This window comes from Caulobacter sp. GW821-FHT09H08, assembly GCF_059415885.1.
Window position 1 is genome coordinate 297,556 of record NZ_JBWKOC010000003.1, and the last position, 24,138, is coordinate 321,693.

The 24,138-nt window shown below is 60.2% G+C and carries 17 protein-coding genes; 8 read left to right on the top strand and 9 right to left on the bottom strand.

The features are described 5' to 3' along the window. Positions 1 to 408 precede the first annotated feature (408 nt). The 6 genes from AC07NN_RS11160 to AC07NN_RS11185 all read left to right on the top strand — a co-directional run bounded on the left by AC07NN_RS11160 (position 409) and on the right by AC07NN_RS11185 (position 11,531). On the top strand, positions 409 to 930 hold the full coding sequence (locus AC07NN_RS11160) for a hypothetical protein (RefSeq protein WP_494640667.1): 522 nt from the start codon (positions 409 to 411) through the stop codon (positions 928 to 930). A 365-nt stretch (positions 931 to 1,295) separates the two neighbouring features. Then, positions 1,296 to 4,025, top strand: a complete 2,730-nt coding sequence (locus AC07NN_RS11165) for a hypothetical protein (protein ID WP_494640669.1) — start codon at positions 1,296 to 1,298, stop codon at positions 4,023 to 4,025. Then, positions 4,025 to 5,014: a hypothetical protein gene (locus AC07NN_RS11170; protein ID WP_494640671.1), complete on the top strand. Its 990-nt coding sequence runs from the start codon at positions 4,025 to 4,027 to the stop codon at positions 5,012 to 5,014. Before AC07NN_RS11165 ends, AC07NN_RS11170 begins: the two co-directional genes overlap by 1 nt. Positions 5,015 to 5,028: 14 nt before the next feature. Then, on the top strand, positions 5,029 to 8,253 hold the full coding sequence (locus AC07NN_RS11175; protein ID WP_494640673.1) for a hypothetical protein: 3,225 nt from the start codon (positions 5,029 to 5,031) through the stop codon (positions 8,251 to 8,253). Beyond that, complete coding sequence (locus AC07NN_RS11180) at positions 8,250 to 8,747, top strand: hypothetical protein (RefSeq protein ID WP_494640675.1); 498 nt, start codon at positions 8,250 to 8,252, stop codon at positions 8,745 to 8,747. Before AC07NN_RS11175 ends, AC07NN_RS11180 begins: the two co-directional genes overlap by 4 nt. 9 nt (positions 8,748 to 8,756) lie before the next feature. After that, positions 8,757 to 11,531 (top strand): DEAD/DEAH box helicase, encoded by a 2,775-nt coding sequence (locus AC07NN_RS11185; protein ID WP_494640677.1) that lies wholly within the window; start codon positions 8,757 to 8,759, stop codon positions 11,529 to 11,531. A gap of 29 nt (positions 11,532 to 11,560) precedes the next feature. On the opposite strand, the gene AC07NN_RS11190 is transcribed toward AC07NN_RS11185, so the two are convergent. The 7 genes from AC07NN_RS11190 to AC07NN_RS11220 form a co-directional block, all read right to left on the bottom strand. Beyond that, positions 11,561 to 12,118, bottom strand: a complete 558-nt coding sequence (locus AC07NN_RS11190) for a recombinase family protein (protein ID WP_494640679.1) — start codon at positions 12,116 to 12,118, stop codon at positions 11,561 to 11,563. A 498-nt stretch (positions 12,119 to 12,616) separates the two neighbouring features. Further along, positions 12,617 to 14,119, bottom strand: coding sequence for a DUF2779 domain-containing protein (locus AC07NN_RS11195; RefSeq protein ID WP_494640681.1), 1,503 nt, complete (start codon positions 14,117 to 14,119; stop codon positions 12,617 to 12,619). Positions 14,120 to 14,144: 25 nt separating this feature from the next. Further along, positions 14,145 to 14,501, bottom strand: coding sequence for a hypothetical protein (locus AC07NN_RS11200; RefSeq protein ID WP_494640683.1), 357 nt, complete (start codon positions 14,499 to 14,501; stop codon positions 14,145 to 14,147). Between the two features lie 99 nt (positions 14,502 to 14,600). Continuing rightward, entirely contained in the window at positions 14,601 to 15,047 is a 447-nt protein-coding gene (locus tag AC07NN_RS11205) for a hypothetical protein (RefSeq protein ID WP_494640685.1), read from the bottom strand. A gap of 75 nt (positions 15,048 to 15,122) precedes the next feature. After that, entirely contained in the window at positions 15,123 to 16,064 is a 942-nt protein-coding gene (locus AC07NN_RS11210) for a plasmid partitioning protein RepB C-terminal domain-containing protein (RefSeq protein WP_494640687.1), read from the bottom strand. Then, positions 16,061 to 16,948 carry a plasmid partitioning protein RepB C-terminal domain-containing protein gene (locus tag AC07NN_RS11215; RefSeq protein WP_494640689.1) on the bottom strand — a complete coding sequence of 296 codons (888 nt, stop codon included), beginning with the start codon at positions 16,946 to 16,948 and terminating at the stop codon, positions 16,061 to 16,063. The genes AC07NN_RS11210 and AC07NN_RS11215 overlap by 4 nt, the downstream gene beginning before the upstream one ends. Next, positions 16,948 to 18,516 (bottom strand): recombinase family protein, encoded by a 1,569-nt coding sequence (locus AC07NN_RS11220; protein ID WP_494640691.1) that lies wholly within the window; start codon positions 18,514 to 18,516, stop codon positions 16,948 to 16,950. The genes AC07NN_RS11215 and AC07NN_RS11220 overlap by 1 nt, the downstream gene beginning before the upstream one ends. Positions 18,517 to 18,693: 177 nt before the next feature. Between AC07NN_RS11220 and AC07NN_RS11225 the strand changes: the two genes are divergently transcribed. Further along, positions 18,694 to 20,253, top strand: coding sequence for an AlbA family DNA-binding domain-containing protein (locus AC07NN_RS11225; RefSeq protein ID WP_494640693.1), 1,560 nt, complete (start codon positions 18,694 to 18,696; stop codon positions 20,251 to 20,253). A 675-nt stretch (positions 20,254 to 20,928) separates the two neighbouring features. Here the strand turns inward: AC07NN_RS11225 and AC07NN_RS11230 are convergent. Then, on the bottom strand, positions 20,929 to 21,231 hold the full coding sequence (locus AC07NN_RS11230; protein WP_494640695.1) for a DUF1330 domain-containing protein: 303 nt from the start codon (positions 21,229 to 21,231) through the stop codon (positions 20,929 to 20,931). Positions 21,232 to 21,643: 412 nt separating this feature from the next. Here AC07NN_RS11230 and AC07NN_RS11235 point away from each other — a divergent pair, with 412 nt between their 5' ends. Next, positions 21,644 to 22,072, top strand: a complete 429-nt coding sequence (locus AC07NN_RS11235; RefSeq protein WP_494640697.1) for a Ros/MucR family transcriptional regulator — start codon at positions 21,644 to 21,646, stop codon at positions 22,070 to 22,072. Positions 22,073 to 22,325: 253 nt separating this feature from the next. Here the strand turns inward: AC07NN_RS11235 and AC07NN_RS11240 are convergent, their stop codons facing one another. Beyond that, complete coding sequence (locus AC07NN_RS11240; protein ID WP_494640699.1) at positions 22,326 to 24,134, bottom strand: ATP-binding protein; 1,809 nt, start codon at positions 24,132 to 24,134, stop codon at positions 22,326 to 22,328. Positions 24,135 to 24,138 lie beyond the last annotated feature (4 nt).

Below are 24,138 nucleotides of genomic sequence, written 5' to 3' on the forward strand. Positions count from 1 at the left end.
GTGGAAGGCGAAAGCCGTTGAGCAAGTGGATTGCCGAGTGAGCGCGCGAAGACGCGCGGAGCGAAGGCGTAATCCACGCCGGTCTGGCTTTCCTGTGTGGAGTTCGTGGTGGGGAGGTAGTGCCTCAAGGCATCATCTATCTTCGATAGATGGTCTTAAGTTACTGCTTCGCCGTCAGGAAGTCCGTACAGGATTTCCAATATATATGGCGGTCTTAAGTTACTGGTTGGCGAAAATGCCCAAAATAGGCCACCGAAAAATGTCAGGTCATAAATAAAGACGAAGCAGCAGGGGCGAAGTCTGCCGCTTTGGCAGAAAGTTCCTGACCGCTTTCCTCTGAGAAGAAATGCCAGGCCTTGCTGCGCGTCGCCCCCGCGCGGTGGGGCCTTTCTTTTCCGGAGTATCAACATGATGACATACGACGAATATCTGGTGATCTGGCATGGCCGCAGCCGTCGATACCAGTTGGCGAATGGGCGGACCTTCAACCTGACCCTGCTCGAATTTAGCGACCTGATCACGAAGTATCAGAAGGCGATGATTGCCAGTCGCCTCAAGAGCATGGCCGCTGATGACGTTACATTTGAGCGTGTAGGTTACGTGTTGAGTTGGTCTTCACGCGAGGCATATGAGGCGGGTGTGATGGACCGCTCGACCGCCAAGGTTCTAAAATACACGACCAGTCAGAAAATGTTCCGCAAGCGCAAGGGCGACAAACATACCGACGGAGCGCGGGCGCGGATCAGCGCAGCGAAGCGCGGCAGGCCGCAGAGTCGAGAACACATTGAGCGTAGGGCGGCTCAGCAGCGTGGCGTAAAGCGCGGAGCGATGGCCGACGAGACCCGGGCTAAGATCAGGGCCGCTGCGCTTAGGCGCGAGGCCGCGAAACGTGCCCAGGCCGCTTCGTATAGCGTGCGCTCTAGTACGTAGCCCTCAAGGAGATGTGCTCCATCCTTGGCCCGGTCGGCGCGCAGTAATCTCCCGTCGCTTTTGCGGGGGCTTCAGCGCTCAGCCTTGTTTGCCGGGTCTTGCTGCAGCTGGACTTTAGCGCAGGTGCGGCGCGACGCGGGAGGCGAGCGCAACCATGGCGTCTAGACTCGCCATGTACTAACAGTGGAAAGTAGATCAATCCCAATGGGATTGTGACTGGGGTGGAAACGCCATTCGCTTAAGGCCGCGCGCGTGTTGCCGGCGGGGGAGTGGGGAGGCTCGGCCGTTGGACGGCCTGGCCGTTGAGGCCTCGACAAACATTGTGAGTCTTTCCGTAAATTAATTGCGGAAAGCGAGGGAAAGTAATGCTTGGACTGACCTTACGAGAAGAGTTCCGGGGCAGGCGTCTTAAGGGCACAGCGATCGAGCTGTCCAATGATCAGAACACCGGCGCGACCCAGATTGCGGCCAAGCAGTTCCTGGAAATCACCTATCCTACGCATGATCTACTGAAGGCAATCGAAGCTGTCGGCCCCAATCGTGGCCGTCCTGTTGTCGTGATCGGCGAACGCGGTCTCGGCAAGTCGCACATGATGGCTGCGCTCTACCACGCAGTAACAGATCCCGCATCGACCAGAGCTTGGCTCAACAGCTGGGCCAACACGCTCGCTGATCCTAGCATCGGCGAGATCGCGCTTCGCGATGGGATGAATGTCATCGGGGAAAGTCTTCATCGCCATCGTTACAAGTTTCTTTGGGATGTTCTTTTCGAAAATCATCCCCACGGTGTCTACATCAAAGGCATGTGGGAAGGTCAGGGGGCGTCAAAGACCGAAATTCCATCCGACAAACTGATTATTGATTTGCTTGAAAAGCAGCCGACTATGTTGCTTCTGGATGAATTCCAGACGTGGTATGACAGTCTAACTAATACAAAACAGTATCCATGGAAGAACTGGGCATTTAATTTCATCCAGATACTTTCGGAGATCGCTAAAGAGCGCCCCGATCTTTTGGTGCTGGTGATCTCAGTACGGAATGGCGGTAGCGATGCCTATCAGCAGGTGCATCGTGTCGAACCGGTTGGGATTGACTTCAAGGCGGGAGGTAGCGCGGAGCGCATTCAGCAGGATCGTCGCCGGATGCTGTTGCACCGCCTTTTCGACAACCGCCTGCAGATCGCCAACGGCACCATAGAAGCGCTGGTCGCGCGGCATGTCGCAGAGTCCTTCCGTCTGCTCGATGTGCAGCCGGCCGAGCACGACCGTAAGCGCCGCGAGTTCATCGAGTCCTGGCCCTTCGCGCCGCACCTGCTGCGCCTGCTCGAAGAGCAGGTTCTTATCGCTACTGATGCGCAGGAGGCACGCGATCTAATTCGGATCCTCGCCAACCTCTATAAAAGCCGTGGCGAAGTGGTGCCTGTCCTGACTGCAGCCGATTTCAGGCTAGACGATGATACCTCCGGCATCGGAGCGCTGCTCGAAGCCGTTGCTAACCAACATCACCGTACGTTGCGTGAAAAGGCGCAACAAAACATCATCTCAGTGAAGGAAGCGCGGCACGACCACGCTAGCATTACGCCACACCTTCAAGAAGTCGTTGGTGCGCTTTGGTTGCGCTCGATCGCCGTCGGTAACCTTGCCGGCGCTGAACCTGCCACGCTGCAGCTGGACATCACCCGCGACAAGCCGGTCGATGACAATGCATTTCACGTCGAGCTGTCAACTATTGTTGAGAATAGCTTTAACATCCACCAGGAAGGCGCAAAGCTGCTCTTCCGCGAGGAAGAAAATCCCCGCGCTAAATTGATGGCTTATGCGCGCAACGACAAGTTGTTTGCTGATGGTTCCGATCAGGCGCAGCTCGCCAGGCAGGTGAGATACGTCATCGGTGGCAGCGACGAAGTCGCCAAGGCCTTCAGGGTGATCGCGCTGCCGAAGTCGTGGGCCAATGATCCTTGGACACCGCTTGACGATTCCGAGCAACCTGACAAATGGGACGATCGTTTGCCGATCCTTGTCCTGCCTGAAGAGCCGGAAAAGCTCGACGCCGCGCTGGGCCGATGGCTCAAAGACCAATTGCAGAAGCGCCGGAACACCGTTCGCTTCCTGGTTCCGCGTGCGGGCAGCGCCAACGCCTTCTTGGACCGTGACCTACTTATCCTTACCCGCGCCGAGATGAAGGCGCAGGAATGGGCTGGCCACAATCCCGAGTATAAAAAGTTGCACAAGGAGTTTGAGAATACTCTGCGCGACAATCTCAAGAAGCGGTTCGACCGCTTCGCGGTGCTGCAGCGTTGGAATTTTGCAGACCCCACGCAGTGCAAATTTAGCGTCGAGCGCCTCGACAAGCAGGGTGCGCAAATTCCTGAGGCCATTGAAGAGGCTCTGATCAGCGATTTGTTTGTGCCCGAGGAATTCGAGGAGCTGGTCCTCGAATTCGCCAATAATAACGAGTCGGTCGGCAAACTATTGCGCGAGTTGCAGGAGCCGCGCCCTGCCGGACAAGACTGCATTCCATGGTTGGGTGAAACGGCGATGAAGGAACGTCTGGTGCGCCTGTGCGCCAAGGGCAAAGTCGCCATCAATGTACGAGGTATGGAGTACCTGCAAACTCATCCGGGCGAGAATGAGGAAGATGCGTGGCGGCGTCTACGATCCAAGCTCTCGCTTACCGGCCGCCACCTCGAGGACGTGTTCGTGATGCTGCCGTCTGCGGTGCCTGCGACGGGGGGGTCTACGCCGCTCCCGCCGTCACCCGGTGGCGACCTGCTTGAAGGCGGCCCAGCGCCGGGGCCAGGCATGGCCGAACCTGTTCCCGGTGAACCTCCTGTTCCCGCGCCTGCGCCCACGCCGGGCGGCATTTTCGGCGAGGGAACCACCGCGATCAAACCGCGAACCCCGTTATCGAATCCCGCCACGTCGCCGCTCAACCTAATCGGAAAGATCGAAGGTTGGGGCATCGGTCCTGCCACGCGTGTTGCCGAGGTCTCTATCAAGTTGTCTGCCGCCTCGGGTGCGCAGCTCAAAGAGCTGCTCAAGAAGCTGCCCGAAGGCCTGACCTTCGAGCTGAATCTCGAGAAGGAAGACGACTGATGGCCCTGACTGCCGGCACACTGCAATCGCTGACGCAAGGCTCGGACGCTGACGCTTGGCGCGTGATCATCGACCATGCCGTTGAAATCGCCTCCAGGCCCTTGGCTGCAGCCAGCGCGCCAAGTGAGGTCGTTAAGCGCGACCGTGAAATCGGTGAATTGGATTTGTTCCTTTCCTCCAGCGGCTGGGATCTGTGGCCGGCATTAGGCAGCTGTGTCGAGCGTACGTCGGATCATCTAATACGTTGGTGGGCTGAACCCTTCAGCGCCAAGGCAATACTCATTCTCGACGGCCTATCCCTGCGGGAACTACCCTGGTTGTTGCAGGGCGCGCAGGAGCGCGGCTTCACCACGCACAAGGTCAGCGCCAACGCTTCCGAACTGCCCGGCGAAACCAACGAATTTGCTCGCGCACTTGGCTTCGCCAGCCGCAGCAAGCTCCAGAACAACGGCGGTGGCCTCGCGCACAAACTGCAACCGGCGCAAACGGAAACCGTCGATCTGCCGTGGAAGGACTGCGAGGCGCTCGTCGGGAGTTCGCCGAACCAAGTCTTCTGGCATCACTGGCCCGACGCCAAGCTCCATGACGGGTCCGGCGCTGGCCAGGGGCTGGAGCCGTTGACGAAGGATGCGGCCGAGAAACTGAGCGGCGACGACTTCTGGGCTTTCGTCGAACGGCTCGCAACGGGGCGGCGGTTGGTCATCACATCCGACCATGGCTACGCGGCCACAGGTTACTTTCCCGACGCAGACGGTGAAGTCGGCCAGTTTCTGAAGCAGACGTTTTCCAATGGGCGGAGCAAACTAGGCACAGGTGCAACCGGCCCTTTTGTGCCGCCGGTTGCCTTGCAGATTAACAGCCCGCACGGGGCGCACCTTTTGGCCTTAGGCCGCAGGAAGTGGCGCAGCCAGGGCGGCTACCCGACGCTCACCCATGGCGGCCTGTCGCTACTGGAAGTGTTGTCGCCATTCGTCGAGCTGACCAAATAAGGATTACGGTAATAGTGGCCACCCAGAAAGAACAAGTTGCACTAGAGGTCGCCAAGGCCGTCGGCGCAGGCAAGGCTTCCGCGCTAGAAACTGTCGATTTCAGTGACCCAAACCGCCCCAAGACTTGTCTGGAAGTGGATTTCCCGATCCTGCCGGTCAATCAAGTTGCGGTGATCGAGGGCAATGCTGGGAAGCCCATCTACCAGATGTCGAAATGGTGGGCACGGCGGCGCTCCAGCGTGTTCCGCTCGATGCTGATCGCGGCGGCGTCGAAAGCGCCGGAAGACCCCTCACATGCGGCGAAGCTGGTGTGGGACAACTACTACGCCAACCACCAGAAGAAGGGTGCGTTCAAGCATATCAAGGTCGCCGATATCTTCATGGGCGGCGGTACCACGCTGGTGGAAGGCTCTCGCCTCGGAATGGATATGGTCGGAAACGACCTCAATCCGGTGGCCTGGTTCGTCGTCAAGCAGGAACTAGCCGGTGTTGATCTGGAGGAAGTGAAGAAGCTCCTCGCTGACATTGAGGCTGAGGTCAAACCTCAGATAATGCCATACTATTATTGCGATGGCCCAGAGGGTGAGAAAGGCACTTGGACCCATTTACCTAGTAAAAAGGTGATGCCTTCCGCCTTTGATCCTCTCTCCGTTCCCCGCGAGGAGCGTAAGGAATACAAATACGAGGGCCCGGAGCTAATTTATACATTCTGGGATAAGCACGGACCATGTCAGGTCACCGGCTGCGGTCACCGTACGCCGATCATGACGAGCCCGGTAATGGCGGTGAAGGCGATCACCGTCAAACATTGGGAACGGTCATGCGACGCATGCGGTGCCGACTTTCACGTCGAGGAAGAAGCTGCGCGAATGGCGCCAGATGCGCCCCTCTACGTAGCGCCTTCTGAGCATCCGTTTTCCGTTCTCGATAGGAAGATGGGCGTGATCTGCCCGCATTGCGGCCATGCCGCGCTGGTGAACCTGGGTAAAGGCAAGAACAAAAAGGTTGAACTGAGCCTGCTGATGCATCCGCAGTGGCTGGCGGGCGAAGCGAAGCAGGATTCGAACGGCCAGCCCTACGGCGGCTCGGCGCAGGACGGAGTGGCCGCAACCACGCGGTGGGATCAGGCGCGCGCCGCAAAAATTCGTTTGCTTGAAGTGCGTGGTGGGCTGCCAGATGAGGTGACCTGCCCTGAAACGAACATCACCTTCGCCCCGGAGAGCGGCACTGTGCCGAAGAGGTCGCATTACGCCTGCGCGGCCTGCGGCACGGTGCAGGATGTCCTCACGACTATCAAGGCGACAGGTAAGACTGGCCCGACAGCGGCTTACGCCATCCAGGGTTACGCGCCCAAGCGAGATGCTGCGGGCAAGCCCTATGGGGGGCGGTTCTTTACCGGGTTCGATTTGGCGCACGCCCGACAGTACGACGCCGCTCTTGCGGAGTGGGAAGCCCGCAAGGATGCCGACCTCAAGGACTACTGGCCTCGCTCCGAGCTCCCCTTCGGGTTCATGACGCATATGAACAATGGGGGAATTCCCAATCACGGGCACACGCACTGGTGGACGATGTTCAATCCCCGCCAGATGCTTGTTCATACGCAAATTCTGAAGGCCATCACGACTCTGGGGAAATACAAGGATGCCGAACGTGAGTACGTACTAGGGGCATTTCAGCAATATCTTAGAAACCAGAGCCTATTTACACTGTGGAACATACAGGGCGATAAGCTAGAGCCGCAATTTGCGAACAATAACTACCACCCAAAGTCGACAACAGTCGAGAATTGCGTGTTCGCAAAGCTGGGTCGAGGCAATTGGGCGTCGTGCGCGGAGGGTATTCTTGAGGGGCGAGCCTGGGCGATTCAGCCCTGGGAGGCTGTGAGCGTCGAAGGTCTGCGGCGGACAGATGCAACCCTAGCGTCTAACATTGGCGGCAAAAGCGAGAAGGTATTCCCTGGCGATGCCGTTGATGGCGCTCAGGTCTTGTGCGGATCATCGACCGCGCTGGATAGCCTCGCCACTGGCAGTGTCGATTTGGTTATTACGGATCCACCCTTCGGTGGTCTTTTGCACTACTCGGAGTTGGCCGATTTTTTCTACGTTTGGCTTCGTCTTGTGCTAAAAAATAGATATCCAGATTACTTCAGTCCGGAGTATACGCCAAAATCACTTGAGGCAGTTGCCAACCGTGCGCGCGAACCTGAAGATCCGGATGGATTCTATCAACGTCTCCTCACGCAGTGCTGGCGTGAAGCGCACCGCATTTTGAAGCCAGGTGGCATTCTCGCTTTTACGTTTCATCACAGCGAGGACAAGCCTTGGGTAGCGGTTCTGGAATCTCTGTTCGATGCGGGTTATTATCTGGAAGCCACGTATCCGATCCGATCCGACGAAACCAAGGGGGAAGGATCGAAGCCAGGGACTTTCGGCTCTCAGACTATCGAGTACGACATCATCCACGTCTGCCGGAAGCGGACGGAGGAACCCAAGCCAGTAAGCTGGGGCCGAATGCGGCGTGAAGTCATGGCCGACGTACAGCAGCTGCAAGCCATGCTGGAAAATCATGCCAAGGAAGGGTTACCCGCCGCTGACCTTCAAGTCATTCGGCGAGGCAAAGCGCTGGAATACTTCTCCCGTCACTACGGCAAAGTCTATGTTGATGAGGGGAGGGCCATCTCGGTCAAGGAGGCGCTCGTCGGTATCAATCAACTTATCGACGAGGACGCTGACAAGGGGAGGGAAGCGCCGCCGGTCAATGCCGAGCCGATGACACGGCAGTTCCTGCGCACCTTCGGCGACGCGTTGGAGCTGAAGCGCGACCAGTTGCAGAAATTCTTGAAAGGCTCGATCACCACGCCCGACGAATTCGTGCAGCGTGGCTGGTGCACGGAGAAGAACAAGATCTTCACCAGAACAGATCCGCTTGATTTCGCGCGCGAATGGTCCGGCAGGCACCGCCGCCGACTAACTTCCGACCTGGATCAGGCGCTGGTGCTGATCGGCGCGTGCTTCGACGGCAGCGGTATCAATGCGTTGGACACGTTGAAGAACGAGAATTTCAAACCGCACGTGGCGCTGAAGCCGCTGCTGGAATGGCTTCACCGCAACGGCATAGATCAGGCGGCCCGCAATGCGGCCTCGCGAGCTTTATCAATCTACAACGGATGGCAAGCTAGCCAGGCGCCCCGGCCCGCACAGAGATCGTTGTTCGATGACGACGAGGAGTACCAACGATGAGGCAGCTGCTTGACACCGTGTGGCAACGGCGCGGCACCAGTTGGGTGTGGGACGAGGAAGCGCGCAACCAGGTTTGCGAGGCAGGCGAGGTTTGGAGCTTGCGTCAGTTTCTCCGAGCGGCGGGGAAGTGGCCTGACGACCTGCCTAGTAATGACAGCAAGACCCTAGTCGTTGCCGGATTGGACGGCAGCCTCGACCTCTTGGCTCATGCGGATGCGGAGACGTGGCTGAGCGATACGATCAAGCCCGCCATCCTGTCGTTTCAGGACGAGTACGAAGGCGATGCTGCGCTAGTTTTCTGGCTGCCCGGCGGTCACAACCGGATCAAGGCGCAGACGGCTAGCGACGAGGTGAATTGGTTGTGCCACACGCCTCACGGACATCAGATCGACTTCGGTCGCGTTCTGTGGGGGCAGGCCAACGAGTATCCGCAGGAAATTCTACTGCGTGAGAACGGTAAGGCCGCTGGCCTGTTCCATCTGCGGATTACCTGAGGGCAGCGAGTGACGGCAGAATTTCAGTTCCAACCTGGCGAGCGCGTCACCCACCACGAGCACGGTCAGGGCGTCGTTCTTGATCCAGTGCGCGACGGCTATTTGCGCGCGTTCTTCGGCGTTGGTGAACGCCGCGTGCCAGCCGGCTCGCTCCGGCTTGAGCTTACTCGCACCGAACGCATCCTGCGCGCCGTGGATGGCAGCGCGGAGCGCGGGCGCAAGGCGTGGCTCTCTTATGAGGCGAACGCCCTGCCGGTGATGGAAAGCGCCTCGGCGCTGACATCGGCGAAGATCGACCTGTTGCCGCATCAGGTGGTGTTGACGCATCGCATCGCCACCGCTTCTCCGCGGCGCTACCTGATCGCCGACGAAGTAGGCCTTGGCAAGACAATCGAAGCCGCGTTGATCCTTCGGGAGCTAGCCAGTCGAGGCGAGCTGAAACGGGCATTGATGGTTGTGCCCGCCGGCCTCGTGAACAATTGGCATCGCGAATTGAATGAGGTTTTCAATCTCGATTTCGAGGTTTTCGGCTCTGAGGGGGATATTACTGACCGAAAAACTAATGCATTTGCTAAACACGACCGGCTTATTGCCAGTATCGATACGCTAAAGCGCCCGGCGCGCATCAAGCGCTTGCTCGATGCGCCGCGCTGGGACTTGGTGGTATTTGACGAAGCGCATCACCTGACTGCCTATCGTGTTGGCGGTAAGGTTAGAAAAACTGAGAACTACAAGCTCGCCGAAGCGCTCAAGGATCACTCACGCGATCTCGTACTGCTGTCGGCAACGCCGCACCAGGGCAATCATTTCCAGTTTTGGATGCTGGTGCAGTTGCTGAACCCGACGCTATTCGGCAGCCCTGATGAGATGTTGGAAAACCGACACCGCCTGAACACGGTGATGTTCCGTCGCACCAAGGCCGATGCCTGCCAGCCGGATGGATCACCGTTGTTTGCGCGCCGTTGGGTACATACCGAGTCCTTCCTAATGGCGCCGGAAGAACAGCTCTTCTACGAAAAGCTGCGCGAATATCTGGAGGATGGTTTCGACCTCGCTCGTCGTAGGGGCAACCAAGGACGAGCGCTGGGCTTTCTGATGGCCATCTTCCAGAAGATCGCCGCGTCGAGCTTCGCCGCCGTGCGCCGTACCCTCAAACGTCGCCTATTGATGCTGACATTGCACGAGGCGTTGCTGCGCGACAAAGAACTCGACATTGAAGGCCGCGAACGGCTTACGGAGGAAGCGCGTGAGCTGATCCATGAACAGTTCGATTTGCTACGCGACAGCGTGGGCCGTAGCGAAGTGGATCGCGTTCTGGCGGACCTGAAATACCGCCTTGTAAGGAAGTTGGACGAGGAGGCGCTTGAGATGGCCTCGGATCCTTACGACAGCGAATATTCGGCTACACACGCGGAAGAAGCCGTCTCTGCGGTAGTAGACCTACACCTGCCGGAAGAGCGTCTCCGCATAGGCGACCTATTGCGCGTGTTCCCGTCGAACCGTGAAACCAAGATGCAAAAGCTGCTCGACGGTTTGGGCACGCTTTGGCGGCTGAACCCAAGCGAAAAGATCGTCATCTTCGCAACCTACCTCGGCACGGTTGACATGATCGCGCAGGAGATCGAGCAGGCTTTCCCTGGCCAGGGTGTTGCGGTGCTGCGCGGAGGTGACCACGGAGCCAAGTTGGCGGCTGAACGGCGTTTTCGTCAGAAGGATGGCCCGCGTGTGCTCGTTTGCACGGCGGCTGGGCGCGAGGGAATCAATCTTCAGTTCGCCCGCGTCTTGTTCAATTTCGACCTGCCGTGGAATCCGATGGACATGGAGCAACGCATCGGGCGCATCCACCGCTACGGCCAGAGCCACACGGCTCAAGTTTACAATCTCGTGCTCTCGGACACCATTGAAGGTCGCATTTTCCTGCTGCTGGACGAGAAGCTTACTGAGATTGCACGCACGGTCGGCAAGGTCGATGAGCAAGGGAACGTGGCCGAAGATCTGCGCGCGCAGATTCTTGGACAGCTGTCCGAACGGCTGAACTATGACCGGCTGTATCAGGAAGCTTTGTCCGACCCCGAATTGAAGCGCACACAGGTGGAACTCGAAGCGGCGTTGTCGAACTCGCGGGAAGCGCGGCAGGTCGTATTCGACCTGTTCCAAGACCTCAATGGCTTTAGCCTCGACGACTACAAGCCGTTCTCCGACGTATCGTCCAGTCTGGATCGACTGGTGAGCTTCATTTCCGTTGCGGTTGCGGACCGCCAACAGAGATTGGTCAAGATCGACAGCGCCACGTACGACCTCGTCAGTTCGGATGGCATTCGTCGCGTTCGCTTCACCCTGAACCGTGAAGCCGCGACAAGTCAGGACGAGCTGCAACTGTTGGGCTTGGATCACCCGTTGGTGCAGGAGGAATTAGCCCGCTGGCGCAGCCTGCCACCGGAGGAAATCGGTATCTCGGTATCGGGCGATATTCAGGAGCCGGTATTGTTGTCGTTTTGGATGGTGGAGGCGTCGGTCGGCAACGGTGAGCGTCGGGTTGTCCTGCAGCCTATAGCGGTTAAGAGGGATGGCACCCGCGTTCCGACAGTGGAGCGCTTGTGTGAAAAATATCTCCAGTCACCTGCGACGGCGCCAACGTTTCAGTCACAGGAGCGGTGCGACTTGTTCACACAGGTAGTCGAACCGACTTTGCAACGGGAGCTTAGGCACAAAGGTGCAGCCAATGGCGACGGTAGTTATTCGGCGGAATTGATCGGATATGTCGAGATTGTCGCAAGCTCGTAGCCGAATATTTTGTGCCCGAATTAGCTTCGTCATTTTGGGCGTGAGGCTTCTTTAAATAATCTGTAGATACTGGCAGCGGAGCAGTCTAACGAAGCCGCAATCGTGCGCGCTGTCATGCCTTCGCTGTACATCCGCAGGACCGTCGCGCGATCGATAGATGATTTGCGTCCTTTGTAGACACCATTCGCCTTGGCGCTCTCGATGCCTTCGCGCTGGCGCTCCTGCCTAATATCCAGCTCGAACTCGGCCACCGCCGCCAAGATGCCGAGCATAAGTTTGCCGTGGATGGTCGTGGTGTCGATCCCGCACTGCTGTATGCATCGGAAGCCGACACCTTTGGCGGACAACTGTTCGACGGTGCGATGTAGGTCGGCCGCGCTACGGGCGAAGCGGTCGAGGCGCGTCACCACGAACGTGTCTCCCTCGCGGCAGAAGTCGAGGGCGCGCTGCAGTTCAGGTCGGTTGGCGGCGGTCTTGCCGCTACGCTGCTCGCTGAACACCTTCTCGATCCCGGCTTGGGCGAGCTGATCAAGCTGAGTATCCAGGGACTGCTCCGTGGTGCTGACGCGGGCGTATCCGACGAGCATGGCCTTCTCCTTTGGGTCTAAGGCCGTTCGCGATTGTGTCTTATCGGGCTGAAATCAACCTAAATAAGACGCTCGCCGGGGCATTCAGACGAGTCGCGTATAGGTGTACTCAAACAAGACGTGCAGCGGTCCGCCTGCGCGGTCGTATCCCTCCCAAGGCTGTGCCAGCTTCCCCGCTTTTGTGGCGGGGAGATCGAGGATGTGGTTTCGAATTGAGTTTATGTCGCGCGGGAGCCGGCAATGGAGCGGAGCCGGAAGGCTCGCCGGCGAGGCCGGCGCTATCGCTCATGCCATGTCGGTTTGTCGCCGTCCGAACGTGGACCGCGTGCGAGTGGTCGATGAGAACGGTGCTGTGGTGTGGATCAGTTAGGGGGCGAGCAAGCCGCAGCACATTAGGGCTACACCACTATTTCGGAATCGATTCGTGGGCGCGCCTAGCGCCGTACCGGGCCCGTATTGCCTGAAGAACGGGTGAGATCTGTGGTTATGGCGGAAGAATTATTTTTGATCAAAACCAACCAGGCCTGATCGGCCGGTGAAGAACTGCCACAACCGGACCATCGCCCAGGTATCCAATTCGCAGTAGCGTTCAAGCTGCTGCCGAAGCGTCTCGCGTCGGTCCGCTTCTGTCTCGGGCCTAATCGCTTCCAGATACGCCTCCTGCGCCATGCCGCCGTGCTGGACGCCTTCAAGGTCCTGATACCGCAGGTCGGGGGCAATGGCCGGCAGCACGGCCTTGATGCTCCAGCTGCCTTTCTGACTGGGGTGGTAGAAATGCTCCCGCGCGATGGGCAACAAGTCCACCAAGCGCCCCGCGATGCCCCTGAGAGCCCCTGCCAGGGTAGGAAACTGTGCTGCAAGCGCCAGGATAACGCTGCGCTCGAAACCGGCATTGTAGGCGAATATCACACCCTGGCTTCCGCATGCCGCGATCAACGCCTGCGCTAGGCGTTCGGACGGGTTGTCGCCCGTCAGATCCAAAAAGCCGATCTGCTCAAAGGTGCCCTCGTCGGGCGTGATGTGCAGGCTGAACTGGAAGGGGATTTGCTGGAACGGCTTGGTTCCCGTCCAAACCGGAACGGCGAACTGGATGGTCTCGAAGTCGAGGAAGTAGGCCGGAAGGCCATAGGGCTTGAGCGCCGCTGCCGCAGCTGCGGCGTCGAAATAGGTCGTCTGAGAAAGAGTGTGCTGCTTTACCCGCAACTGGCTGGGGTTCAGTAGATTGTCGGGCAGCTCGTCCATAGAACGGACGCCTTGGTCCTCGATGAGAGCCTTGAGAGGGCGCGATGTGACGCGAGGCAGCCAGGCGGATGGAAACTCGGGGTCAGGGTCTAGCTTGGCGCAAAACTCGGCGAAGCCGCATTCGAAGGGCTCTTTACAGTGCCGCCCTCGGCGAACCTCTGGCATTTCGCCATCCAGCACGCCGCCTGCCTGTTCTACCCATGCAGCCACATGCTTTGCGCCATCTCGCGCCTTGGCCGTGACATCACGCTCAACGAGCAGGCCACGGTAATCGCTATCACCGGCGTAGACCCATGATGTGTCGATGTGGGCGACTGACACCGCTTCAAATTCGACGCCTGCTTCGGCAGCGACGAACGCCTGAACCGCGACATCGTCGAGATGGTAGTCCTTGAGGCTGCCCGTCGATTTGACTTCAACCAGACGCCATCCGCGAGCGGTCGTCGGGATGAGGATGTCAGCGGAGAAGAGAGCGCCCCCGGCTGAAAAGCCTGCTTCGAAAATCGGGCGGTCGCCGTCCAGTAGTTCGGCGGTGAGGGCGATGGCGGCCTCATAACCTCCAGTCCGTGCGTCCAGCAGTATGCCGTTGCCGTCAGAGGCGAAGATCGCGCGCGCGATTTCGCCGACCTGGTTCCCGGTCTCGATTAGCTTGGCGCTCGCGTCGGATTGTCCACGGGCCTCTGGCCGGTGGACATCTAGCCAAAGTCGCCGATGGCATTGTCCGAACGCGAGCAGCTTGGACTTAGACAGGACTTCCATTGAGCCTCCCTACGACAGCGGCAGCTTAGCTGGAAAATGGTTCGCTTGCGCCCTGGAGCGCGAGAAGGTCGCGCAGGAGGAAAGCGCGATAATCCTCCGCGATCTCAACCTCGGTGGGCATGCGCCCGAGCTGGGCCCGAAGGCGATCTTGCAGGCGCGGTAAAATTCCCAGAGTGCGGAACAGTAGGTGACGCTTTCGAGCCTCGCGCATCACCCGACAAACCGGCTTCATCCAGTCGTAGTCGGTTGCTGAAAGGCCGGTGGGGGGATGCGGCGCATCCAGATCGTGCTGATCCAGCGGCTCGTATTCCGGCGGCGACAAGACGAAGAGCCGTTGGTGAAATGGCGTGCCGACCGTGGGTCGCACGCTGATCACGAGCAACGAGACCGCCTTGCGGATTGTCGCGGACGTGTAGATGCGAGGGCGCATGTAAAAGCGCGGAGGGCATAGAGAGCGCGTGCCCTCCATGCCCGCTCGCGTCTAGGCCTTGGCCTTGCCCTTGAAATTGCGCTGCCGCTCGACAGCGGCGGCGGCCGCCACTACGTCGAGTTCGCCGGCTTCGACAGCCTGGGTCAGCGTGTCGATCACGGAGGGCAGGGTTTCCAGGTTGTCGACCGAGATCGCGGTCATGCCCTTGGCCAGCTCGAGCGGCTTGGCGCCATAGCGCACGGTGAAGGCCAGGTTGCCGCCGGTGTCGGTGAACCAACCGCGACGGACGTGGCGCGGGGCTTCGACGCGGGTGCGATTGCCGGCCTCGTCCTTGCGGTTGACCGTTCGAGTCGGGTTGTACGCGGGGCCGCCCAGTTGCGCGGCGACGAGGGCCTTCTGATCAGCCAGGTAGCGGATGAGCTTTTCGCGGTTGCGGGTCTTGGCGTCCGACGGAGCGGGCTTGGCGGCGACCAGCTTCAGGGTCTTGAGCATCGACATCGGGAACTCCTCTACGGGGTTGCGGTGTCGCGGCTCTAAAGCCGTCTTCCAAAAGAGCGACCGAAATTCCAAGCCTCATGGTGGAGTAGCGGCAGCGTCTCCGCCCGCCCCGGAGTTCTGATGTAGGTTTGAAATTGAGGCTATCGCTTCGAACTGTTCCAGGTAGTCAGGCTCGTTTTGCGATAGCCAGCGCACCACGCGCGGGCGTGACAACAGCTTTTCCAGATATTTCTTCGCAACGCTCAGTTCGAGATTGTTGACCGCATAGCTCTCCTCGTGTGCTTTTGCCTGGCTCTGGAGGGCCGACAGTTCACGTTCCATGCGGATCATTTGTTCGGCGGTCTGAGCGGTACGAGCCTTAGGTTTGCGTTTTCGGGGATCTACAAGGTCGCTCGACGGCGTTGCCAAAAGTAGGGCCTTTGCGAATTTTACGCTGTAGTTGTTCTGGTCAAGGATCAACTGCGCCGCTTCGACCTGACGCGCCGGTGTCATCTGACGTAGGATCTCGAACCCCAACATCGTGCATGGGGTGTCGCGCAACAGCTCGCTGGCGGCGGTACATATGCCGTCCAGCAATCGGAAGCGCCGCCTGATGCTCGTGACCTCAAGCCCGAGCGCTTCGGCAAGACGCTCTTCCGGGACGCCCCGATCCACGGCTCGACAAATCATCCGGTGTTCTTGCGTCGCCGTTAGGCGATTGATGCGCTTGTTATAGGTGTAGGTGTCGTCCTCGGTTGCGATCAGGCATTCGACCTCGGTCGCACCGATATCTTTGAGGGCCTCTACGCGCAGATGGCCGTCCAGCAGTAAGAACTGACCCTTTTTCGTGGTGTCCCTGATGACAGCTGGCGGCTCGACCACTCCGATGGTGCGAACCGACGCCACGATCTGCTGGTACTTCCTGCTTTCCTTGATGGTCGGGCGCAGTGGCTTGAGCGGGACCAGGTTCGCAAATGGCACGACAACAAGATCTGCCTCGAAATCGAGGCGTACCGCGGGGGATGGTGGCGCTGTCATGCCGATGCCCTCCCGGCGATACGGTCGTCGAGGAGCTTGGGAAGGGTCATGAGACCTTCGGCTCGGAGCAGATTGACGAAATTCTCGTCGGCGAGCAGACCCTTGAAGGCCTGGACAACGATCAGGAGGTTGTCTTCGGCAAATTCGGCTTTTCGGACCAGCGTTCGATGTTTCTCAGCCTCACGCTGGTAGAGGCGCATCAGATCGTCAGCGGTCAAAGGCTTGCGAGCGTGGGTTCTGCCAAAGCCCCCGTCTGAAATCGTCTTCCGACGACGGGACCGGCTATCCAGAAGACGGCGGATAGCGGCGACGTTTTTCCCCTTTATGCGGCCCTGCGCGTAGGCCTCAGTCAAAACTCGCTGGGCGTCCTCGTCGTGAGCGCGGGCGATTTCAACTGCCATCGAAATGGGGATAAGGCCACTTTCGACGCCGGCGACGAGCTTTTCCTCCCCCTTGTCGATCAGCGTCCCGACCATCTGAACCCAGGAAGGGGTAACGCCAATGCGGTTGGCGACCTCGACATCGTTGTAGCCGCGATCACGGAGGTTCCCGATCTCCTGCATGAGATCGATGGGCCGGTGTGAGCGCCGAGCGACGTTCTCGACGAGGCTCATCACGAGGCAATCTGCTTCGCTGCCGTCAACTAGAACCACAGGAACGGTTGTTTGGCCTAGCGCCTTCAGGGCTTCCAGACGCCCTTCGCCGCATACGACCTCGTACCTAAATTCTCCGTCCCCATTGGCCTTGCGGCGAGCAGTCATCGGTCTCTTTAGGCCGATAGCGTCGATGTTCTCGATGATCTCCCGGTGCTGTTTGCGGTTTCGGGTTCGCGGATTGAGAACCGTGACTCTATCGATGGGAACCATTTCGACGTGCGTTGCCATCAAGCGGCCTCCCGAAGTGGTGCGCGGGCTGAAAGGGTATAAAGCGGGGCGAGATCCTCGAACCTGTAGGCGTCCAGCGAGACACCGTTCTCCGCAGCGAGACGCAAATTTGGCGTCGTCATGTCGATCGCTGGGAGCAAATAGAAATCGAGCGGCTTGTTGTTGGATGCGTCCATCCTCACCGCGAGCGTGAGGTCGGGGTGAAGGCTCGTGTCAAAGCGGATCTTCCACCGATGCGAACCGGCCTGAGTGCGAGTGCAGCGGGCGATCACGAGCGACAACGTGAACTCGCCGTTGACCAGCAGCAGGTCGTTCGACGTGTCGCGAATTACATCGCCGCCACCGGATGCAAGGCCGACCAAAATCTCGTCGACCAGACCGGCGTGCAGTTCGCGGAGAACCCGATTGGTTTCGAGGTAGCGGTAGTCCCGGCGCGGGCGAAAGCCCACCAGCGAATATGCTCGAAGGAGGCTGCCGAACCGGTGACGATATGCGCTGCTGGAAGGCAGATCCTCCCGTTCGTCGATCATGACGCCTGACAGCACGCCTTCGGCCTGCAGCAGTGCGGACAGCTTTTGCAAAAGCTCGTCGTCGCTGAACTTTTGCGACCGCTCCTCGACAATCAATCTCGCAGCTGCGAACAGCGCGTGCGGAACGATAGGGGCGAACGCACCGTCGGAGCGCACCCATTTGTCCTCTTCGTTACGAACCCGGTGCTTCTTCAGCTTGAAGGACGTTCGGTTGAACACGTTGCTGCCGACATATTTTTCGTTGGTCAGCACTTGGTGGACCGTCCCGCGTGTCCACGGGCGACCAAGATCGGTAGAGCAGCCCTGCTGGTTCAGCAGGGCGGCAATTCGAGCCTCTGGCAGCTTGTCTTCGACAAACCAGCGGTACATGCGGTTGACGATCTCGATTTCGTCGGGCGGGCCGGGCACGAGGATGACGCGGTCGGTTTGAAGGCTCTTGTGCTGGCCGCGCGTTAGTTCGCCTTTGGCTTCGCCGCGTTCGTCAACGAGAAGCCTCCTAAGTCCAAAGCCGGCGGGGCCTCCCTGACGAAAGCCCAGTTCGATCAGGCGGCATTGACCGATGAAAACCTTGGTGGATAGCTCGCGGCTATATTCCCCCGCCATGGAGCGCTTGAAGCTTTTGGCCAGGGCGGCGAACGGGGTGCCATCGTTCTCGAACTGCTCGGCGCAGTAGTGGATCTGGATGCCTGCGCGCCGGCAGCGGTATTCGTAGTACGCGCTCTCATCTTGGTCCTGAAAGCGCCCCCATCGGCTTACGTCGTAGACCAGGACGGCATCGAAGCCCGGAGGGCCGCGCTCGACATCTTCGATGAGCTGCCGAAGAGCATCGCGACCTTCGATGTTCAGGCCGCTTTTTCCTTCGTCCGCATAGGTGCGGACAATGGTCATGCCCCGATCAAGGGCATACCTCCCGATAATTTCGGCCTGGTTCTCGGTTGAGTACCGCTGATGGTCCGTCGACATACGGACATACTGAGCCACGCGCAGGGGTGTCGGCCCCACGTCACCACGCCGGTCGGGGTACCCACCGTTCTGCATGTGACCAACCGCATTTCTGCGAAGTGGCGAGTGAACCACTATGCCGAGAAGTGTGCAAGTGATCGGACTTGAGGCGGGGCAACTGTAGGTATCTGCAAACTCAAGTTCGGGATGGGTACTCGCGGAAAGCTTGCGCGCAAGTGCAGTTTCTTGCTGTGGTGAAGCTTGGAGGATTGGATGGCCAAGCGAAGTATCACCGACGAGGAAGTCGCTCTCATCAAGGCGATGAAAAAGCGCGGCATGGCCAACAAGGACATCCAGTTCTTTTTCAATCGCCCTGGCAGGGCCGTTAATTCAGGTCGGATCAGCGACATTGGAAAGGGCACATATAGCGATTGCGCGACCATCCAGGCCGCCTCCGATCCAGAACTGGATGGGTTCCTGTCGTCGTTCAATTCGGCAGGGGTAAGCGTCCAGATCCAGGTGCCGGCGGGCTCGTCAGTGGAAACCCCAGAGACGGGGCCGGTCGATCCGAGGGCGATCAATCGGCTGTTTGTGAAGGGGGCTGATGGGATCTGGCGGCTCGCGCATGGCGAAGCAGACGACCTTGAGTGCAAGGCCAACTTTGGTTTCAAGCACTCGCACAATTGGATCAGGGCGATTGCCGCGCTGGCCAACAATCGAGGCGGCTACGTGCTGTTCGGTGTCGCCGACAAAGGGACCATCGGTCCTGCTGGCGAAGATCATAGCCATGCCGTCGTGGGGCTGGGCTCGAAGGACTTCGAGAACGCTGACCCCGCTGACATCACCAATAAGCTGCGTTCCTGCCTGGATCCGACCCCGCGCATTCAGATCCGTACCCATGTGCTGGCAGGGATCACGCTTGGTGTCATCCACGTCGAACAGCACCCGAGCCGGCCCGTCATCGTCACGAAAACCGAAGGTGACAAGATCAAGGAAGGCGATATTTTCTTCCGCTATCCAGGGCAGTCCATCCGCATAAAATACAGCGATCTGCGGGCCATCCTTGATGGGCGTGATGCGGCGGCACGTCGCGAAATCATGCCGGCCGTCGAGCGTCTGCTGACGCTTGGCCCGAGGCGAGCGCTCATCGCGGATTTGGATGAGGGCACGCTTGGCAGCGGTGGAAACCTCATCACGATCGACCCCGAGTTGGTGAAGCAGATTCAGTTCGTGAGGGAAGGGGACTTCAAGCAAGCGGACGGCGCTCCTGCCCTTCGGCTTGTCGGTGATGTGGTCACCGCGACCGCGACGGGCAAAATCGAGAGCCGTGGGGTTGTGACCGACAAAATCCTGCTTCGGAACTTCCTAGCTCGGGAAACCATCGCGAGCCCGACGGAGTACGTGCGATTCGCTACCGAGGGCGCTCACGCGGCCTGGCTCCCGATTTTCTATTTCGCGAACGCGGCAAAGCTCGACCGAGCTGCGTTGGAGGCGTTTGTTGGGAACCTGGATGGCGCGAAGGCAAAAAAGGATCGGCTGCTGAAGCGCATCAAAGGCGATGTCAGCGCATACGAACGATACACGGGTACGCCCGCCACCATCCTCAAGAAGCTCATGGCAGGCGACGACATGACGCCGACAGACGCCAAGGGGGCGATCAACGCCGCCATGGCCGTTTGCGGCCTGAAGGACGGTCACGGACTTGCGGCCGACCAGCTTCTTAGGCTCCTCACGAGCTGCCTTGCCTTGGTGGAGACCACGCCGACAGCGTCTGGGCTAAGTCATGTCCGGCGTGCCGCCTGTCGCCTTGATGAGCTATTTTACCCGCTGTGAGCTCGTTTCAACGATCTGCTTCCCGAGTGCCCCGATCCATGGCTAGGTACCAACTCATACTCGCGATTGGGGCGGTGCTGGGTTGAAGAGCTTTAACCGAAAGCTCGAAGAAATTCGTCGTGTCGGCGACGAGCTAGAGCGCGACAAACAGGAAATCGCGCGGCAGATACGGCGTATGAGCCCGAGCGCAGCGAAAAACGCTTTGATAGCTCGGTGTCTAAGTGACCTGCACATGGATCGCTCAGATTTTGGGCCGGTTCCGAAACAGGCGCGCGCAGACTGGACGCCTCAGCAATGGATCGCGTTGTCGATCGATTTGAAGGCGGAAGCGAGGATATGGAGCCGTGACGGAAGGTTCGATAAGGCTGCGGAATGTGAACGCCTGGCACGTAAAGCCGAGGAGCACTCAAAGCGCTCGGCATCGCGTCAGGCGGTTGCTGCCGCTCCGGTTAGTAGCGGCCGGCGGTAACTCGAATGTGGCGCTTATCCGCTGTGAGGCCCGAGGCGGGCGGGCGAATCAGCAACGATGACCTGCTACGGATGGCTGCCGATTGTTGATGGGGCGCATTTCTCATAACGCATTGCTTTAATTGATATAATTTGTGGAATTTTTGTGCGTGGGCGATAAATCCTAGTTCCCCAGCCACTTCTCTCCCATGAATAGTTGAAGCGCTCTCAGCGCTTGTGCGTGTCCAGGCCCTGGATCAGCGGCGCCGTGGTCTTCGCGCCGGCGTCGCGGTCGATCGAGATCTCGCGATAGAGCGGGCTGTCCAGGAAGGCGCGCGCGGCCGGCTCGTCGTCGAAGGCCAGTAGCACCACCTTGGACCCCTGCCACTCGCCCTCCAGCACCTGCGGCGCCTCGTCGGCGGCGAGCACCTGGCCCGCATGGCCGGCGAAGGCCTCGGGGAAGCGCGCCTGGTACTGGCGATAGCGGGCCTCGTCGGTGAAACTGAGCTGGGCGACAACATAGACGGTCATGAATGCTCCCTCGACACCGGTGGCGGCGCGATGAGCATTCCGTATCGAAGCACTGCCGTGCAACGGCTGAGTCGACCGGAACGCGAACGGGGGCGAGGAGGGGCTTGCTTCTGTCTTCGCATGAGGTCCCGGGAGGACCGCGCCGTATTACCTGTGCCGGCGGCCATGTGATCACAAGTCGAGTTCGCGGTTGCGATATAGAGCGTCGCGCCTAACGGTTTAGCGGCTTGATTCCAGGGGCTGTAACAGCGTTGTCATCGCTATAGTTGACGAAAATTCGCTACGTTGAACGCGCTCGTCGATAGTCAATCGCCGCCAGAATTCACGAATCGAGGCGGAATTCGGATTCCAAGTACTTGTGTTTCTGATGCCAGGGTGTAATTCCGGGAATAACGGGAATGGAGTTGAGATCGTGGAAGACAAAGCGACCCTGATCGAGCTTACCGCTGAAATCGTGGCCAACTATGTGGCCAATAATTCAACGCCCGTTTCGGAACTTCCGGCTCTGATCCGCGCCACGCACGACGCTCTGGCCGGTATTGGCGCTCCGCCGGCTCCGACCGTCGAAGCGGTGACCAAGGCGACGCCCGCCCAGGTCCGCAAGAGCATCACGCCCGAAGCCCTGATCAGCTTCGAGGACGGCAAGCCCTACAAGACGCTGAAGCGCCACCTCACGACGCACGGCATGACCGTGGCCGAGTACAAGGCCAAGTGGGGCCTGCCGAACGACTATCCGACCACCGCGCCGGCCTATAGCGAAGCCCGCTCGAAGATGGCCAAGGCTCTCGGCCTCGGCCAAGGCGGCCGCAAAGGCAAGACGACCCGCGGCCGCAAGGGCTGATATCGGGTTTCAGACCGCGATACGGAATTCAGAAGGGACGCCGAAAGGCGTCCCTTTTTCGTTTGTGCTGGGCGCGGCCCAACCCAACAACCGCCTCCCTAGGCCTTGTGCCTAGGGCCCATCGTTCAGCGGGCATTGATGGAGGCGGAGCGCGCCAACTTCGCCGGTGCTCGATTGGGTGCGTCGAGCCTGGCGGCGCCATGGGTCCTCGCCACAAGGGCGAGGAAGGCTGGGTTCCTTGGAAGCGGTGGCTCTAGGCCACCTGCGCCTCTTCCTCGCCCTCGACGCCCAGCGCCAGCACCTTGGCCAGGGCCTCGACCAGCTTCGGCACCTCGACAGGCTTGGCGACGAGCGCGTCCATGCCGGACTCGGCGTAGAGCGAGCGCTCGTGGGTCAGGACGCTGGCGGTGACGGCGATGATCGGGGTGCGGGGGCGGCCGGTGCGGCGCTCGCCCTCGCGGATGGCCAGGCTGGCCTGGACGCCGTCCATGACCGGCATGTGCACGTCCATGAGGATCGCGTCCCAGCGGTCCTTCTCCCACATGGCCACGGCGTCGCGGCCGTCGACCGCGAAATGGCCGTCGACGCCCAGGTGGCTGAGCAGGGTCAGCAGCACGGCGCGGTTGGTCTGGTTGTCGTCGACGACCAGGATCTTGGGCGCGGTCGCGTCGTCGACCTCGGCCGGGGCGACCTCGCGGGCTGGCGCGGGCGTCGCGGCGGCGGCCACCTCGCGCATCGGCAGGGCGATGGCGAAGCACGCGCCGCCCTCCGCCGGGGCCGAGAAGCCGATGCTGCCGCCCATCAACTCGACCAGGGTCTTGCAGATGGCCAGGCCCAGGCCCGATCCGCCGGCGCGGCGGGTGCTGGAGCTGTCCAGCTGGGCGAACTTGGTGAAGAGGCGCTCGCGCTGGGCCTCGGGGATGCCGACGCCGGTGTCGATCACGCGGGCGGTCAGGGTCTGTTCGTCGCCGTCGACGACCACCCGCACTGCGCCGGCCTCGGTGAACTTCACGGCGTTGGAGATCAGGTTTGACAGCACCTGGCGCAGGCGTTCGCCATCGCCGTGGCGCCAGCCGCTGACCGAGGGCGCGACTTCGAGACTGAAGTCCAGGTCCTTGTCGCGCGCCAGGCCGCCATAGAGCGCGCGCAGGGCGTCCAGCTGGGCCGACAGGTCGAACGGCGCGGCGACGATCTCCATCTTGCCGGCCTCGATCTTGGAGATGTCGAGGATCGCATTGATGACGCTGAGCAGCGACTGGCCCGAGGCGCTGATCGTTTCCAGGCGGCGGCGCTGATCCGGCTCCAGCGCGCCCGAGGACATGATCTGGGCCATGCCCAGCACGCCGTTCAGCGGGGTGCGGATCTCGTGGCTCATGGTGGCCAGGAAATCGGTCTTGGCGCGGTTGGCGGTCTCGGCCGCCAGGGCCAGGCTTTGCGCTTCTGTCTTCAGGCGGCGGTTCTCGGCCAGTTCACGCTCGAGCTCGGCGTTCAGGGTGTCGCTGGCCAGGCGCGCGCGGACCTCGCGGCCGACGACGCCGCGCATCAGGGCCGACATGCCGATCGCCGCGAAGGCGCCGGCCACGCCGACGAAGATGTACTGCTCGACCATCACGCTGGAGGCGTGGCGGATCGTCAGGGCCAGGCCGGCGATGGCGGTGGCCACGCTGACCAGCGACACGCGCCGCGTCGGGGCCGAGGTGGCGAAGACCAGGGCCAGCAGCACGAAATAGACCAGCTTCTGGGGCTCGAAATGCAGGGCGTGGTAGGCCAGGACATTGGCCAGGAACAGGCCGTTCATGCCCAGGATCAGGCCTTCCAGCGGCAGGCCGATGATCTCGCGCCGGCGCAGGGCGATCCAGGCGGCGGCGGCATAGAGGCCGGCCGCGATCGACAGCCCCTCCAGCACCGGCAGCGCCAGACCCGTCTCGTAGAGCGGATGCGATAGACTGATCAGCACATAGTAGATCGCGGCCGCGATCAGGTAGCCGCGCGCGATCGGCACGTAGGCGCGCATCAACGCGACCTTGGCGGGCTGGCTGGCTTCAGTCTTCGCAGCCGTCACGGCG

Coding starts and splice junctions, on each gene's coding strand:
- AC07NN_RS11165 (WP_494640669.1), top strand. CDS start 1,296: ATGCTTGGACTGACCTTACGAGAAGAGTTCCGGGGCAGGCGTCTTAAG.
- AC07NN_RS11160 (WP_494640667.1), top strand. CDS start 409: ATGATGACATACGACGAATATCTGGTGATCTGGCATGGCCGCAGCCGT.
- AC07NN_RS11210 (WP_494640687.1), bottom strand. CDS start 16,064: ATGACAGCGCCACCATCCCCCGCGGTACGCCTCGATTTCGAGGCAGAT.
- AC07NN_RS11205 (WP_494640685.1), bottom strand. CDS start 15,047: ATGTCGATGCTCAAGACCCTGAAGCTGGTCGCCGCCAAGCCCGCTCCG.
- AC07NN_RS11195 (WP_494640681.1), bottom strand. CDS start 14,119: ATGGAAGTCCTGTCTAAGTCCAAGCTGCTCGCGTTCGGACAATGCCAT.
- AC07NN_RS11230 (WP_494640695.1), bottom strand. CDS start 21,231: ATGACCGTCTATGTTGTCGCCCAGCTCAGTTTCACCGACGAGGCCCGC.
- AC07NN_RS11215 (WP_494640689.1), bottom strand. CDS start 16,948: ATGGCAACGCACGTCGAAATGGTTCCCATCGATAGAGTCACGGTTCTC.
- AC07NN_RS11225 (WP_494640693.1), top strand. CDS start 18,694: ATGGCCAAGCGAAGTATCACCGACGAGGAAGTCGCTCTCATCAAGGCG.
- AC07NN_RS11220 (WP_494640691.1), bottom strand. CDS start 18,516: ATGCAGAACGGTGGGTACCCCGACCGGCGTGGTGACGTGGGGCCGACA.
- AC07NN_RS11170 (WP_494640671.1), top strand. CDS start 4,025: ATGGCCCTGACTGCCGGCACACTGCAATCGCTGACGCAAGGCTCGGAC.
- AC07NN_RS11180 (WP_494640675.1), top strand. CDS start 8,250: ATGAGGCAGCTGCTTGACACCGTGTGGCAACGGCGCGGCACCAGTTGG.
- AC07NN_RS11190 (WP_494640679.1), bottom strand. CDS start 12,118: ATGCTCGTCGGATACGCCCGCGTCAGCACCACGGAGCAGTCCCTGGAT.